Source organism: Qipengyuania sp. GPGPB31, from assembly GCF_038396345.1.
Classification (GTDB): domain Bacteria; phylum Pseudomonadota; class Alphaproteobacteria; order Sphingomonadales; family Sphingomonadaceae; genus Qipengyuania; species Qipengyuania citrea.
On record NZ_CP149572.1, the window covers coordinates 1,227,393 to 1,240,475 of the forward strand.

Sequence of the window (13,083 nt, forward strand, 5' to 3'; positions counted from 1 at the left end):
CCGGCGCTTGAATTCGGTTTCTTCTTCGGGCGTCATGCGATCCATCCCTGATTGGCCATTACCCGGTCGGCCACCAGCGCGGCGAACAGGGCGAACAGATAGATGATGCTGAAAGCGAACAGGCGCTTTTCGGGCTTCATCGTGTCATTGGTACCAGTCTGCCGAAAAGCGACCGGAACCGAAAGCGCAAGGAAGGCAAGCGACAGCGCAAGCGAAGCAACACCGTAAACGTAAGCCGTCCCGCCGATGAACCACGGGGCGGCCGCGACCGGCACGAGCAATACGGCATAGGCGAAGATTTGACGGCGCGTCGAGGTTTCACCCCGGACGACCGGCATCATCGGAATGCCGACATTGGCATAATCGGTCTTCACGAACAGCGCGAGCGCCCAGAAATGCGGCGGCGTCCACATGAAGATGATGAGGAACAGCAGCACCGGCATCAGCGTGATATCGCCGGTCACCGCGACCCACCCGATCAGCGGCGGAAAGGCCCCCGCCCCGCCACCGATCACGATGTTCTGCGGCGTGCGCGGCTTCAACCAGACCGTGTAGATGACCGCGTAATAGAACACGGAAAACGCCAGGATCGCGGCCGCCAGCCAGTTGAGCGCCAGGCCCATGATCATCACCGAAGCGGCAGCGATCAGGACGCCGAAGTCGCGCGCATCGGTGCGGTTCATCCGCCCCGCGGGCAGCGGGCGGGCCGCAGTGCGCTTCATCCCCGCGTCGATGTCGGCTTCCCACCACTGGTTCAGCGCTGCTGCCCCGCCCGCACCCAGCGCGATGCATAGCACCGCGGTAAAGCCCAGGATGGGATTGATAGTGCCCGGCGCGGCGAGCAGCCCGCACAGGCCGGTGAAGATAACAAGGCTCATCACGCGCGGCTTGGTCAGCGCAAAGAAATCGCGCCATTCGGCGGGGAGCTGGGTGGGGACGGTCTGGGTCATGGGATCGGTCGCCATATAAGGCGTTACAGGCGCTTTAGCCAGTCAATCAGGATCGTATTTACCGCTTCGGGCCGTTCCTGCTGCGTCCAGTGACCGACGCCGTCGAGCACGTGACCTTCGATGCGCGGTGCGAACATGCGGATGAGCGCCACCGGATCCTCGATCGCGCCGAACAGGAAGGTGGCGGGATCGCGGGTTCCGCCGATGAACAGGGCGGGCTGCTCGATGCGCTTGCCGTTCCACTGCTGCAGCCATTCGAAATCGGTTTCATGGTTGCGATAGCGGTTGAGCGGTCCGCGAAAGCCCGACGCGCGAAATTCGGCCTCGTAGAAATCGAGATCGTCCTCGGTCAGCCAGGCTACCGGCGCGGGATCGGGCAGCCCCTCGAGGAAGGTCGCACCCAGCGGCTTGTCCCAATAGTCGCCCGGCGGCACATCGCCGCTGATCGAATACATCATCCGCTGCACGAAATCGCGGGGGTCGCGTTCCGCTTCGGCCTCGCCCACCCCCGGCTCCTGGAAATATTCCTGGTAGAAGAACTTGCCCTGGCTGGTGAAATGTTCGCGAAAGACTTCGGTGAATGGCCGGTTCGGCACGCCGGCGAACGGGACCGACAGCCCTGCCACCGCGCGAAAATGACCGGGATGCGTCAGCGCGGAATTCCACACGATCGGCGCCCCCCAGTCGTGGCCGACAAGCACCGCCGGGGCGCCGGGCGAAAGGGCTTCGCGCAGGCCCACCAGATCGCCGACGATATGTTCCATGGCATAGGCGCCAACCGGCTCTGGCTTGTCCGATCCGCCGTAACCGCGCACGTCGATCGCGCAGGCGGTGAAACCCGCGTCCGCGACGGGGCCGATTTGGTGCCGCCAGCTGTACCAACTCTCGGGAAAGCCGTGGACCATGATGACCAACGGGCCTTCGCCTTCGACGGCGCAGCGCAGGCTGGCTGAACCGGTATCGATGGTACGCATCTGGGGCATTCGCTCAGACTCCGGGCAAGCAAAGAAAAACGGCCGGTCCACCATGGGACCGGCCGCTCTTTCGTGTCCAGTCTTTCGCAGCTGCTTAAGCGGGCTGCGGCTTGCTCATGTGATCGTGAGCGGTGTGATGGTCCTCGATGACCGGCAGCGTCTCGAACTGGTGGAACGGCGGCGGGCTGCTCAGCGTCCATTCGAGCGTGGTGGCGCCTTCGCCCCACGGATTGTTGCCGACCTTCTTGCCCGCCACGAAGGCATAGACGATGTTGACGAAGAAGAAGACCATCGAAGCCGCCATGATCATATAGCCGATCGAGCTGATCTCGTTCCAGTAGGCATAGGCCTCGGCATAGTCGGGATAGCGGCGCGGCATGCCCTGCAGACCCAGGAAGTGCTGCGGGAAGAAGATCACGTTCACGCCGATGAAGAATACCCAGAAGTGCAGGTGCGACAGCAGTTCGGAGTGCATCCGGCCGCTCATCTTGGGGAACCAGTAATAGAACCCGGCGAAGAGCGAGAACACGGCACCCATCGACAGCACGTAGTGGAAGTGCGCGACCACGAAGTAGGTGTCGTGGACGACATCGTCGACACCGCCATTGGCCAGGTACACGCCCGTCACACCGCCGACGGTGAACAGGAAGATCATCCCGATCGCCCACACCATGGGCGATTTGAATTCGATCGACCCGCCCCACATCGTGGCGATCCAGCTGAAGATCTTCACCCCGGTCGGCACTGCGATGACCATGGTGGCGGCGGTGAAGTACATCTTCGTGTTCACGTCGAGACCGACGGTGTACATGTGGTGCGCCCACACGACGAAGCCGACCACGCCGATGGCAACCATGGCATAGGCCATGCCGAGGTAACCGAAGACCGGCTTGCGGCTGAAGGTCGAGACAATCTGCGAGATCATGCCGAAGCCCGGCAGGATCATGATGTAGACTTCGGGGTGACCGAAGAACCAGAACAGGTGCTGGTACAGCACCGGGTCGCCGCCACCGGCCGGATCGAAGAAGGTCGTTCCGAAGTTGCGGTCGGTGATCAGCATGGTGATTGCGGCTGCAAGCACCGGCAGCGCCAGCAGCAGCAGGAAGGCGGTGACCAGCACCGACCATACGAACAGCGGCATCTTGTGCAAGGTCATGCCCGGCGCACGCATGTTGAAGATGGTGGTGATGAAGTTGGTCGCGCCAAGGATCGAACCGGCACCGGCAAGGTGCAGCGAGAAGATCGCGAAATCGACTGCAGGGCCCTGCGAGCCGGTGGTCGAGAGCGGCGCATAGACGGTCCAGCCCGTGCCTGCGCCCGGCCCCGTACCGCCCGGCACGAAGAGCGAGAACAGCAGCGAAACGAAGCCGGCGACGGTCAGCCAGAAGCTGACGTTGTTCATGCGCGGGAAGGCCATGTCGGGCGCGCCAATCATCAGCGGCACAAACCAGTTGCCGAAGCCGCCGATCATGGCGGGCATGACCATGAAGAAGACCATGATCAGGCCGTGGGCGGTGATGAACACGTTCCACATGTGCAGCGAGGTGTCGAAGTCCGACGTGCCGCCCATGAATTCGGCCCACCACTGCAGATACTGGATGCCGGGCTCGGCCAGTTCCAGACGCATGATGCCCGAAATCGCTCCACCCACGATCCCCGCGATAATCGCGAAGATCAGGTAGAGCGTCCCGATGTCCTTGTGGTTGGTGGACATGAACCACCGCGCGAAGAACCCGGGCACATGATGGTCGTCATGCGCATGGTCTTCGGTGTGGGCCTGGAAGCTGTCGGCGGTGGTAGCCATCGTGCTATACTCTCGAGCTAAACGTAAATCTTAGACGGTCGGGGCTGCGCCGGCACCAGCGGCACCGGGAACCGCGCTTTCGGGTTCCTGCAGGGGCGCGGCGGCCGGATCGGCTGCGATGCCGGTATCGGCAGCGCCTGCGATCGTCCCGCCCTGGGCAAGCACCCATGCGTTGTACTGGTCCATCGGCAGCGCCTCGACCGCGATCGGCATGTAACCGTGACGCGCGCCGCAAAGCTCCGAACACTGGCCGTAATAGACGCCGGGTTCGTCGATCTGGAGGATCTTCTCGTTCAAGCGACCGGGAATGGCGTCGAGCTTGAACCACAGGCTGGGCACGGCGAACGAGTGGATCACGTCGGCAGCGGTCGTCTGGAAACGGATCGGGACACCCGCCGGCACGACCATGCGATTGTCGACCGCGAGCTGGTGCGGTTCGCCCCGCGCAGCGGCCTCTTCCTCGGTCAGCATGTTCGAGACGACTTCGAAATCGCCATTGTCGGGATAAGCGTAGCCCCAGTACCACTGGTAACCGATCGCCTTGACGGTGATCGCATCCTTCGGCGGCGACTGGTATTGTGCACTCAGCAGGCCGATCGACGGCACGGCGATACCCAGCAGGATCAGGGCGGGAACCACGGTCCAGATAACTTCGATCGTGGTGTTGTGGCTGGTCTTCGACGGCACCGGATTGGCGCGCTTGTTGAAGCGCAGGATGACGTAGACGAACAGCGCCAGCACGAAGAGGCTGATCAGCGCCATGACCCAGACGAGGCCGATATGCAGCGCATTGGCCTGCTGGCCGATGGGCGAGAACTGGTCCTGCACATCGATGCCCGCAGCCACCGGCATACCCTTGCCTTCGGTCGGCTTCATCGGGACGTAGGCGCTCGAACCGGCGGCCACGTCTTCGTTCGAGGCATCGGCAGCCACGGCCGGATCGACAGCTTCGAGCTGTGCGGTAGCCGCATCCTGCGCGATTGCGCCCGGTGCGCCGAAGGCCAGCGTAGCGGCCATGGCCAGGCTGGCTGCGATCCGTTGGAACCCGTTGAGGGAGCCGAGAATTTTCATCGTCTTGGCACTCTTTCGTGTCGTGTCTCGATACGGGCTCGCCGGCGCAGTCAAATCCCGCCTGCATGGCGGAAACGCCCTCGTTTTGGGCCCGATTGCGCCCGCCTATAGGCAGGGAATGCAGATGCCTCAAGCGGGTGGCCGATAAAAATGTGCAACCAGCTTTGCCTCTTGCGCAATCGGGCGCGAGGCGCTTTGGACCGATGCATCATGACCGAAGAAGAAATCCTCCACGAATTCCGCGCCAGCGAAGCCCTGCTCGAAGGCCATTTCAAACTGTCGAGCGGGAGGCACAGCGGCCACTATCTGCAATGCGCACGCGTGCTGATGAACCCCGATCGCGCCGGGCGGCTGGCGTTTGCGCTGGCGCAGAAGATCCCGCGCGAAACACGGAGCCAGATCGATGCCGTGATCAGCCCGGCGATGGGCGGCATCATCATCGGCCAGGAAATGGGCCGCGCTCTGGGTAAGGACGCGATGTTCCTCGAGCGGCCCGATGGCGAATTCCACTTGCGGCGCGGGTTCCGGCTCGAGCCCGGGGCCAAGGTGCTGATGGTCGAGGATGTGGTCACCACCGGCCTGTCGAGCCGCGAGGCGATTGCCGCGGTTGCGCGCGAAGGCGGCGAGGTGGTCGCCGAAGTCGCCCTGATCGATCGCAGCAATGGCACGGCCGAACTCGGCGTGCCGTTCTATCCCCTGATCGACATCAATTTCCCGACCTATGCCGATGACGAGCTGCCCGAGGAACTGGCGGCCATCCCCGTGACCAAACCTGGGAGCCGCAAGGCGTGAGCGAACGGCTGCGCCTCGGGGTCAATATCGACCACGTCGCCACGATCCGCAACGCACGCGGCGGCGATCATCCGGACCCGGTGCGCGCGGCCGAGATCGTAGCCGCGGTCGGCGGCGACGGGATCACCGCCCACTTGCGCGAAGACCGGAGGCATATCCGCGACGACGATCTCGAACGGATACAGAAAGCCACCGACCTGCCGCTGAACCTCGAAATGGCAGGCACGGAAGAAATGCTGGCGATCGCGCTTGCGCACAAGCCGCATGCCGCCTGTATCGTGCCCGAGAAACGCGAGGAACGCACCACCGAGGGCGGGCTCGATGCGGCCGGCCTGCACAACCAGCTCGCGCCGATCGTGTGGAAGCTGGCCGACCACGGCATTCGGGTGTCGCTGTTCATCGAGGCAGACGAACGCCAGCTCGAAGCAGCGCAGCGGCTGCGTTCGGCAGTGGTCGAATTCCACACCGGCGAATATGCCCATGCCGGCCTCGACGGCGACAGCGAGCGCGCCGCGCGCGAACTCGAACGGATCGCCCGCATGTCGAAACTCGCCCGCGAAATGGGTATCGAACCCCATGCCGGCCACGGTCTCACCTACGAGAATGTAAAGCCCATCGCCGCCATCCCCGAACTCGCCGAACTCAACATCGGCCACTATCTGGTGGGCGAAGCGGTCTTCGTCGGGCTGGAAGCCGCGGTCCGGCGGATGCGCGACCTGATGGACGAAGCACGCGCATGATCATCGGCCTCGGTTCCGACCTCTGCAATATAGAGCGCATCCAGAACTCGCTCGACCGCTTCGGCGAACGGTTCGAAAACCGCGTCTTCACCGAGATCGAACGCGCCAAGGCGCGGCGGCGCCCGTTCACCATTGCGGGCACCTATGCCAAGCGCTTCGCCGCTAAGGAGGCGTTCTCCAAGGCGGTCGGCACCGGGTTTCGCCGCGGGGTCTTCATGAAGGACATCGGCGTGGTCAACGCGCGCTCGGGCGCTCCGACGCTGTCGCTGACCGGGGGCGCGGCGATCGTGCTTGCGGAAATGGTGCCGCCCGGCCATGAGACGCGCATTCATCTTACCCTCACTGACGACCATCCATGGGCGCAGGCCTACGTCATCATCGAGGCCCTCCCCCAGTGACCAGCGGCACGGCAGCAGTGAAAACCAAAACCGACACATCCGACGACAAGGTCGACTGGATCGCCGAAATCCGCGGGCTGGCCGTGATGCTGCTCGCGGTGTTCGCCTTTCACAGCTTCATCGCCAAACCGTTCTACATCCCGTCGGAATCGATGATGCCGAACCTGCTGGTGGGCGACCGGCTGGTGGTGAGCAAATATCCCTATGGCTGGAACTGGAGCTCGGTCAGCTTCCACCTCGCCCCGCGGGGCGACTGGCGGGTGATGGGATCGACACCCGAATATGGCGATATCGTCATTCCCGTGCATCCCGAACGCGACGAGGATTACATCAAGCGCGTGGTAGCGTTGCCGGGCGACCGGATTGCGGTCCAGAACGGGCGCATCACCCTCAACGGCGCACCGGTGGAACAGAAGGTCGAGCCCGCGATCGCACTGCCGCTCGACGCCAATTCGCGCTGCGACGGCTTCGGGTTCGACGATTTCCGCGCGCAGAACGCTGCGGGGGACGACGTCTGCCGCGTACCGGTCCTGCGCGAAACGCTGCCCAATGGCGCCACCTATCTCGTGATCGACCACCAGAACCAGCAACTCGACAATTTTGCCGAGATCACGATTCCCGAAGGCCATGTCTTCGTGATGGGCGACAACCGTGATCACTCTTCCGACAGCCGCGAACTTGCGCATCCGCAAGGCCTGCTGGGCCCCGTTCCGCTGGAGAATATCGGCGGGCGCGCGGAATTCATCACCTTCTCGCTCGACGGCACGACCTCGCTCAATCCGGTGACCTGGTGGACGAGCCTGCGCGAAGGCCGCGCGTGGTCCACCCTGCGCCCGGCGATCGCGGAACGAAAACCCGCTGCCGAGCGCTAGGGTCCTGACCACACAGGGGAAGCGTATGGCCGACGACACGCAGGATTTCCGCGACAACGATCTCGGTACCAGCCCTTCGCGGATCGACGATCCACGCATTCGCCACGAAGTCTCGCGCGCGATGGTCTGGGTCGGCATCGTCGGCGCCGCGGTGCTCGCGGTGTGGATCGCGCGGCCGCTGCTGGTGATTTTCGGCGCGATGGTGTTCGCCTCGATGATCGAGGGCGGCGCGCGCCTGCTTGCCCGCGTCCTGCCGATCGCCCGCGTTTGGCGCGTCGCCATCGTGCTGGCGGGAACGCTCGCCTTCCTGGTGTGGCTCGGTTATTTCGCCGGCTCGACCATTTCGCAGGAAGCTGCGCAATTTCCCGCCATCATCGAACGCCAGATCAACGAGCTGTTCGCCTGGGCCCGTACGCAGGGGTTCGCGATCGAAGAGGCGCGGCTGCAGAACTATCTCGGCAATATCGGCAGCGGCATCAGCACCGTCACCCGGGCCCTGGGCGGGATACTCGGCGGGGCAGCGACGATCCTGCTGATTCTGGTCATCGGGATCTATGTCGCGGTCGATCCGCAGCTTTACGAACGCGGTGTCGCCTGGATGATGCCGCGCGAACATCGCGACCGGTTCTATGTCACCGCGTCGAAGATGGGCAGCACCATGCGGCGGCTGATGGCCGGGCGCCTGCTCGGCATGGTCGTGGAAGCGGTGTTCACCTACATCATGCTGGCCTGGGTCGCGCCGCTGATCGGAATCGGCGCAGTGCCGATGGCCGCGCTGCTGGCGATCCTTACCGGCCTGCTTGCCTTCGTCCCCAATCTTGGAGCGATCATCTCGGGCGCGTTGATGATGCTGGTCGGGTTCTCGGGCGGGGTGGAGATGGGGATCTACACCATCGCGGTCTATTTCTTCGTCCAGAACTTCGACGGCTATGTCGTCATCCCGATGATCGCCAAGAAAACGGTCGATCTGGCGCCCGCGCTGGTGCTGGCATTCCAGCTGATCATGGGAATCCTCTTCGGCATCCTCGGCCTGTTCCTGGCCGACCCCCTGCTCGCGATGATCAAGGTCGCGCTCGAACGCAGGGCCGAGAGGACCAACGGCGAAAAACGTGGAAAGGAAGCCGTAAATGGCACGTAAGTTCCTGTATTTTATAGCCGTATGCATCGTTCTCGTGATCGTCGGATCGATTGCGCTGACCATCTGGTCGCGCGAGGCGACCGAGATCGCCTTCGTTCCGCGCGGCGAATTCGTCGAGCAGGACCCGCTCGCCGTCAACGCCTACCAGGACCCGCAGATGTGGTATTCGCGGCCCGGACTGGGCACGGGCGACCCGGCGCGCTACCAGCCGGCGATCGCCGAGACCGCCCCCGATCCGGCGGCCCGCACCCCCTCGCCCGATGCGCCCGCCGCCGAACAGAGCCTCGACCGGAATGATCCGCTCGCCACCACGGGTTCGGTCACCGGCGAACCGGCCGATCCGCAGGCATTGCCCGAATTCGCCGTCTTCTTCGTCCCGCCGACCAGCTATATCCAGGCGGGCGGCGACTGGAACGCGGCGCTGGGCGACGCGACGACCGACAACCGTGCCCGCCTGTTCCTGCGCGGGCTTGCCAGCCCCTTCAACCGCGCCGACGAGATCTGGGCTCCCAAGTACCGGCAGGCCGCGGCGGGGGCCTTCCTGACCGACCGACCCGAAGCGCAGCAGGCAATCGATGCTGCCTATGCAGATGTTGCGCAGGCATTCGACTATTTCCTCGACAGCATCGCTGCCGACAAGCCGATCGTGCTTGCCGGGCATAGCCAGGGCGCCTCGCATATCCTGCGGCTGCTGCAGGAAAAGGTGGCGGGCACGCCGGTCGCAGAACGGGTTGCCGCGGTCTATGCGCCCGGCTGGCCGATTTCGGTTGAACACGATCTGCCCGTCCTGCCGTTCCCCGCCTGCGCCGCACCCGGGCAGCCGCAATGCCTGCTGGCGTGGTCGGCCTTTTCCGACGACGGCGATGCGGACATGATCATGCGGCGTTACGAAGCGACCGTCGGCTATGACGGCGAGCCGCGGGGCGACGGGCCGATCCTGTGTGTCAATCCGATCACCGGAGGCACCAATGGCACTGCGCCCGCCAGCGCCAATCTGGGGACGCTGGTCCCCGACGACACGCTGTCGAAGGGCGAACTGGTGACCGGTGCGGTGCCCGCGCGCTGCGGCGATAACGGCCTGCTGTATATCGGCGACCCGCCCGAGCTGGGTCAGGGCGTGCTGCCGGGCGGCAATTACCACGTCTACGATATTCCGCTGTTCTGGAAGAATGTGCAGGAGGACGTCATCGCACGGGTGAGAGCATGGGCGACGGCACGGGCCTCGTAAGCGACAACGCGCTCGATTACGGCGATGCGCTGCCCGATGGCGGCGCCTTGCTCGGGCTGGATCTGGGCACGAAGACCATCGGGGTCGCGACATGCGATGCCGGATGGCGATACGCGACTGCCGGAAAGACGCTCCCCCGCAGCAAGTTCAGCAAGGATTGCGGTGCCTTGCGGAAACTGGTTGCCGAACGCTCGATTGCCGGCGTGGTGATCGGTCTGCCGCGCAACATGGATGGCAGCGAAGGGCCCCGCGCGCAGGCCAGCCGTGCCTATGCCCGCAATCTGGCAGAAGCGCTCGACCTGCCGGTCTTGCTGTGGGATGAGCGTTGGTCCTCCGCCAGCGCCGAAGCGGCGATGATCGGGCAGGACATGAGTCGCGCCAAGCGCGCAGCGCGGATCGACAGCCATGCCGCGGCCGTGATCCTGCAAGGCGCGATCGATACGCTGTCGGGCGGCGGTTTCTAGCGATTGGCTGAAAACGCGCAGGACCCCGTTCGGCACAGGCACGGCCGCCGGTTCACGGTTCGAGCGCGGCGCGCTGCTGGCGGGCTTCCTGCGCGACCATCAGATTGCCTGCCGCCTCTGCCTCGCGCCAAAGCGCATCGCGGTGGTTGTCGTCCGCCATGCGCGCCGCTCGCGCCTCGAAACAGGCGAGCCGCATGCGGCCGCTGGGATGATGGCGGCCGAACTGCTGCGCCAGGTCGAGCGCTTCGTCCTCGCCCAGCGCGACGGCGCAGCGCAGGAATGTCTCGCTGGCACCGGGATTGAGAACCCCCGTCACGCGGTGCCGCTGCAGATCGAAACCATATTGGTCATACCAGCCCTGCCCCGCATGCATATGCATCAGATTGAGCGACACCGAAGTCGTCTCGGGCGGATATTGCGCATGCACATCGCGGTGGGCGCGGTAATGGAGCAGCCGCCCTTCATGCAGCGTGCTGGATTCGACGAACCGCAGCGCAGCGCGTTCGCCCCTCCAGCCGGCGATCTCGCGATAGTCGATCTCGAAATATTCGCTGCGATAGCCCGGGCCGAAATAGCCCATGGTGAGGAAATCGAAATTGTGGTCGTGCGCGGTGCCATAATCGAAGCTGCCGGCCCCGCTCGCGCGGAAGCAGCTTTCGCCTTCCCCCGGCCAGATATTGGCGCGAAGGAAGCTTCCCCCGCTCGGCGCCGACAGGACGATCACCTGCGGGCCATAGGCGGCCTCTGCTAGCGTATCGCGATACACCTCCCGCAATTGCGCAATCAGCAGATCGCCGAGAAAATTGCGGTTGTTGCCCAGCCGTTCCAGCCTGGCGGCAGCATCGAGCAGGCTGGATTCATCCTGCGGATCGAACCCCTGCGCCACTGCCTCGACCGTTTCTTCGAGCGTGGCCGCGCTGTCCTGCGTATCCGCAATCACGCGGGGCATACGGCGTGCCCCTTCCTGTCCAGCTGAGGATAGGCCGCAGCCAGCTGCGCTCGCAAGCTCGACGCGGGACCGAACAGCGGGTCCGCGCGTTCCGCTGCCATCCGCTCGAGCGCGACCAGGCCAAGGGCGCTGTCGAGCGCGAGGCATTCGCGCAGCGCCTGCCAGCGCAGATGGGGGCTTCCCGCCAGCGTCGCCTGCGCAAGCGCCAGTGCGGCATCTGCGCGGCGCATCCGGCCCAGCAGCGCGAACATCAGCTCCTGTCGGCTCTCGCTGCGATCACCATGCGCACTGTGCAGCAGCTTGCCGGTGGAAATGGCGAACTGGCGCGTCGGAAGCGGCCTCGCCGCAGTCCTTACCAGCCGCAGCATGACCAGCGGGCGGTGCACATGGCGCAGGATCCGCGCCTGCCGATGGCCCGCGAGTATCATCCGTGCACCGGATGCGGCGCGTTTTGCGGTGCGCCCGATCCTAGCGTGCGATCCGTTCTCCGAGCGGATTTCCAGCAGTTCGACTTCGGCTTTCCCGCCGATCACCAGCTCGTGCCGCTCGGCATCGGGGAAAGCCGCAACATCGCAGCGTCCCGCCTCCGGCGCGCATTCGTGCACCGCCAAGCCAAGCGTCACCTGCCCCCGCCTCGCCAGTTCGAGCGAATGGTAGCCCCGCGCCGACTGGTGCCGCATGCCCAGTTCGACCAGCGGGAAACGGCGCTGCAGCGCGGACAATTGCGCGATATACGGGCGCAGGAATGCGCGGGCTGCCCGCTCGCTGGCGAGCGCGTCCGCAAGCGCAGGGCAATCCGCCAAGCCATCGCCAGCCGCATAACGGTCGAGCGCCGCCAAGACGCTGCGAACGGCTTCGTCGCTGCGGCACCGCCGGACCGCACGCGTAGCTGCCTGGCGCATGACCTGCTGCATCCCATCGTCGGCACGCAGCCCGGCAATCCGCGGATCGACCAGCATCCCCCCACCCCCTTAGAGCAGCATATCGACCATCATGTGATCGAAGAGATAGATCATCACGCTGACGACCGTATCGCCTCCGCCCGATGCGGGAATGCTTCCGAAAACCCCCATTGCGGTGTCGAGTTCGGGCAGGCTTTCGAGGTCGATCTTGGGAAATTCCATGCGTGTCTCCATCCATGCAGCGGACCGTGTGAGGATCACCCGATCTGCAGGACCGGAAGCTGGCGCATTGCGGTGAGCGGTTGAAATTAAAAGATTGTAAGACCGCCAGCGGCCCGGCTATCGCAGCGCAAGATGAGCGAACAGCCGCGAAAATTCGATCCGTCCAAGGCGACGTCCTTCTTCACGGGACGCGGCCATCCCGGATGGCTGGGGCTGCAATATTCCGACCATGGCGACGATTGGGTCGAACTCGAACTGCCCTGGCGCGAAGACCTGCTGGGCGAAGAAGGCCGGCGCGTGCTCGCATCGGGCCCGATCCTCAGCCTGATGGACATGGCCAGCGGCATGGCGATCTGGCGCGCGATGGACGAATTTTCGGCGATCGCAACGCTCGACCTGCGCGTCGATTACGTGCGCCCCGCGCGCGAGGGGGCGAGCGTATTCGGGCGGTCGCAATGCTATCGCCTCACGCGCAGCGCGGCTTTCGTACGGGGCCTCGCGCATGATGGCGATGCCGGCGACCCGGTGGCGCATATCCAGGCGGTCTTCATGAAGATCGCATCGACGGCGAGGCTCTGA

At 64.7% G+C, this 13,083-nt stretch carries 15 protein-coding genes; 8 read left to right on the plus strand and 7 right to left on the minus strand.

Translation table 11 applies throughout. From position 1 onward, the window contains the following. Positions 1-32: 32 nt before the first annotated feature. The 4 genes from WKH79_RS06315 to coxB all read right to left on the minus strand — a co-directional run bounded on the left by WKH79_RS06315 (position 33) and on the right by coxB (position 4,799). Entirely contained in the window at positions 33-965 is a 933-nt protein-coding gene (locus WKH79_RS06315) for a heme o synthase (RefSeq protein ID WP_230833517.1), read from the minus strand. Positions 966-973: 8 nt separating this feature from the next. Beyond that, a complete protein-coding gene (locus WKH79_RS06320) occupies positions 974-1,933 on the minus strand; it encodes an alpha/beta hydrolase (RefSeq protein ID WP_341859949.1) in 960 nt (319 codons plus the stop codon). Between the two features lie 85 nt (positions 1,934-2,018). Beyond that, positions 2,019-3,728 carry a cytochrome c oxidase subunit I gene (ctaD, locus tag WKH79_RS06325; RefSeq protein WP_050599334.1) on the minus strand — a complete coding sequence of 570 codons (1,710 nt, stop codon included), beginning with the start codon at positions 3,726-3,728 and terminating at the stop codon, positions 2,019-2,021. 30 nt (positions 3,729-3,758) lie between these two features. Further along, positions 3,759-4,799: a cytochrome c oxidase subunit II gene (gene coxB / locus WKH79_RS06330; RefSeq protein ID WP_050599335.1), complete on the minus strand. Its 1,041-nt coding sequence runs from the start codon at positions 4,797-4,799 to the stop codon at positions 3,759-3,761. A gap of 210 nt (positions 4,800-5,009) precedes the next feature. Between coxB and pyrE the strand changes: the two genes are divergently transcribed. From pyrE to ruvX, 7 genes are read left to right on the plus strand one after another with little or no spacing between them, the layout of a single operon-like run. Beyond that, positions 5,010-5,591: an orotate phosphoribosyltransferase gene (gene pyrE / locus WKH79_RS06335; protein ID WP_341859950.1), complete on the plus strand. Its 582-nt coding sequence runs from the start codon at positions 5,010-5,012 to the stop codon at positions 5,589-5,591. Beyond that, positions 5,588-6,331, plus strand: coding sequence for a pyridoxine 5'-phosphate synthase (locus WKH79_RS06340; RefSeq protein WP_160767190.1), 744 nt, complete (start codon positions 5,588-5,590; stop codon positions 6,329-6,331). Before pyrE ends, WKH79_RS06340 begins: the two co-directional genes overlap by 4 nt. Continuing rightward, a complete protein-coding gene (gene acpS, locus WKH79_RS06345; protein ID WP_050599338.1) occupies positions 6,328-6,729 on the plus strand; it encodes a holo-ACP synthase in 402 nt (133 codons plus the stop codon). Before WKH79_RS06340 ends, acpS begins: the two co-directional genes overlap by 4 nt. A gap of 17 nt (positions 6,730-6,746) precedes the next feature. Beyond that, positions 6,747-7,601, plus strand: a complete 855-nt coding sequence (gene lepB, locus WKH79_RS06350) for a signal peptidase I (RefSeq protein WP_341859951.1) — start codon at positions 6,747-6,749, stop codon at positions 7,599-7,601. A gap of 25 nt (positions 7,602-7,626) precedes the next feature. Beyond that, a complete protein-coding gene (locus WKH79_RS06355; protein ID WP_341859952.1) occupies positions 7,627-8,739 on the plus strand; it encodes an AI-2E family transporter in 1,113 nt (370 codons plus the stop codon). Then, positions 8,729-9,967, plus strand: coding sequence for a DUF3089 domain-containing protein (locus tag WKH79_RS06360; protein ID WP_341859953.1), 1,239 nt, complete (start codon positions 8,729-8,731; stop codon positions 9,965-9,967). Before WKH79_RS06355 ends, WKH79_RS06360 begins: the two co-directional genes overlap by 11 nt. Further along, positions 9,943-10,431, plus strand: a complete 489-nt coding sequence (gene ruvX, locus WKH79_RS06365; RefSeq protein ID WP_160767192.1) for a Holliday junction resolvase RuvX — start codon at positions 9,943-9,945, stop codon at positions 10,429-10,431. Before WKH79_RS06360 ends, ruvX begins: the two co-directional genes overlap by 25 nt. 52 nt (positions 10,432-10,483) lie before the next feature. Here the strand turns inward: ruvX and WKH79_RS06370 are convergent, their stop codons facing one another. The 3 genes from WKH79_RS06370 to WKH79_RS06380 are packed head-to-tail and all read right to left on the minus strand — an operon-like array spanning position 10,484 to position 12,504. Further along, a complete protein-coding gene (locus WKH79_RS06370) occupies positions 10,484-11,380 on the minus strand; it encodes a transposase (RefSeq protein ID WP_341859954.1) in 897 nt (298 codons plus the stop codon). Continuing rightward, positions 11,368-12,339 (minus strand): hypothetical protein, encoded by a 972-nt coding sequence (locus tag WKH79_RS06375; RefSeq protein WP_341859955.1) that lies wholly within the window; start codon positions 12,337-12,339, stop codon positions 11,368-11,370. Before WKH79_RS06375 ends, WKH79_RS06370 begins: the two co-directional genes overlap by 13 nt. 12 nt (positions 12,340-12,351) lie before the next feature. Next, positions 12,352-12,504, minus strand: a complete 153-nt coding sequence (locus WKH79_RS06380) for a hypothetical protein (protein WP_156488935.1) — start codon at positions 12,502-12,504, stop codon at positions 12,352-12,354. Positions 12,505-12,636: 132 nt separating this feature from the next. Here WKH79_RS06380 and WKH79_RS06385 point away from each other — a divergent pair, with 132 nt between their 5' ends. Next, the gene (locus WKH79_RS06385; protein WP_341859956.1) at positions 12,637-13,083 is read left to right on the plus strand and encodes a PaaI family thioesterase; all 447 of its coding nucleotides are present in this window, start codon (positions 12,637-12,639) and stop codon (positions 13,081-13,083) included.

Bases quoted from the DNA above. Each gene is read 5' to 3' on its own strand.
- WKH79_RS06315 (WP_230833517.1), bottom strand. From the start codon at position 965: ATGGCGACCGATCCCATGACCCAGACCGTCCCCACCCAGCTCCCCGCC.
- WKH79_RS06320 (WP_341859949.1), bottom strand. From the start codon at position 1,933: ATGCCCCAGATGCGTACCATCGATACCGGTTCAGCCAGCCTGCGCTGC.
- ctaD (WP_050599334.1), bottom strand. From the start codon at position 3,728: ATGGCTACCACCGCCGACAGCTTCCAGGCCCACACCGAAGACCATGCG.
- coxB (WP_050599335.1), bottom strand. From the start codon at position 4,799: ATGAAAATTCTCGGCTCCCTCAACGGGTTCCAACGGATCGCAGCCAGC.
- pyrE (WP_341859950.1), top strand. From the start codon at position 5,010: ATGACCGAAGAAGAAATCCTCCACGAATTCCGCGCCAGCGAAGCCCTG.
- acpS (WP_050599338.1), top strand. From the start codon at position 6,328: ATGATCATCGGCCTCGGTTCCGACCTCTGCAATATAGAGCGCATCCAG.
- WKH79_RS06355 (WP_341859952.1), top strand. From the start codon at position 7,627: ATGGCCGACGACACGCAGGATTTCCGCGACAACGATCTCGGTACCAGC.
- WKH79_RS06360 (WP_341859953.1), top strand. From the start codon at position 8,729: ATGGCACGTAAGTTCCTGTATTTTATAGCCGTATGCATCGTTCTCGTG.
- ruvX (WP_160767192.1), top strand. From the start codon at position 9,943: ATGGGCGACGGCACGGGCCTCGTAAGCGACAACGCGCTCGATTACGGC.
- WKH79_RS06370 (WP_341859954.1), bottom strand. From the start codon at position 11,380: ATGCCCCGCGTGATTGCGGATACGCAGGACAGCGCGGCCACGCTCGAA.
- WKH79_RS06375 (WP_341859955.1), bottom strand. From the start codon at position 12,339: ATGCTGGTCGATCCGCGGATTGCCGGGCTGCGTGCCGACGATGGGATG.
- WKH79_RS06380 (WP_156488935.1), bottom strand. From the start codon at position 12,504: ATGGAATTTCCCAAGATCGACCTCGAAAGCCTGCCCGAACTCGACACC.
- WKH79_RS06385 (WP_341859956.1), top strand. From the start codon at position 12,637: ATGAGCGAACAGCCGCGAAAATTCGATCCGTCCAAGGCGACGTCCTTC.